This is a genomic window from Priestia sp. SIMBA_032 (assembly GCF_046535215.1).
GTDB lineage: Bacteria > Bacillota > Bacilli > Bacillales > Bacillaceae_H > Priestia > Priestia aryabhattai.
The window spans coordinates 1-232 of sequence record NZ_JAWRXD010001661.1 but is presented as its reverse complement, the minus strand read 5'-3'; the positions used below and the strand labels follow the sequence as shown (position 1 = coordinate 232).

The 232-nt window shown below is 59.9% G+C and carries 1 protein-coding gene; it reads left to right on the top strand.

Annotation, left to right across the window (positions count from 1 at the left end; genetic code table 11):
• Positions 1 to 195, top strand: a 195-nt coding sequence (locus SB717_RS39890) for a GNAT family N-acetyltransferase (protein ID WP_410908897.1), incomplete at its 5' end; no start/stop codon positions are given.
• Between the last annotated feature and the right edge of the window lie 37 nt (positions 196 to 232).

The following is a 232-nucleotide window of genomic DNA, read 5'->3' as shown; positions in this document are numbered from 1 at the left end:
GGGGCGGGTATCGGGACCGAATTGTTGGACTTCGCCGCGTCGCAAGCCCGCGACATGGGACTGCAGCGCCTGCAATTGCACACCAACGAGCACATGACCGAGAACATCCGCTACTACCCGCGCCAGGGTTTCACCGAGACACACCGCGCAATGCAAGACGGCTATCGCCGGGTGTTCTACACGAAAGCCTTGTGAGTATCTGCCCCACGACTACAATCGAACTGCGCTGACA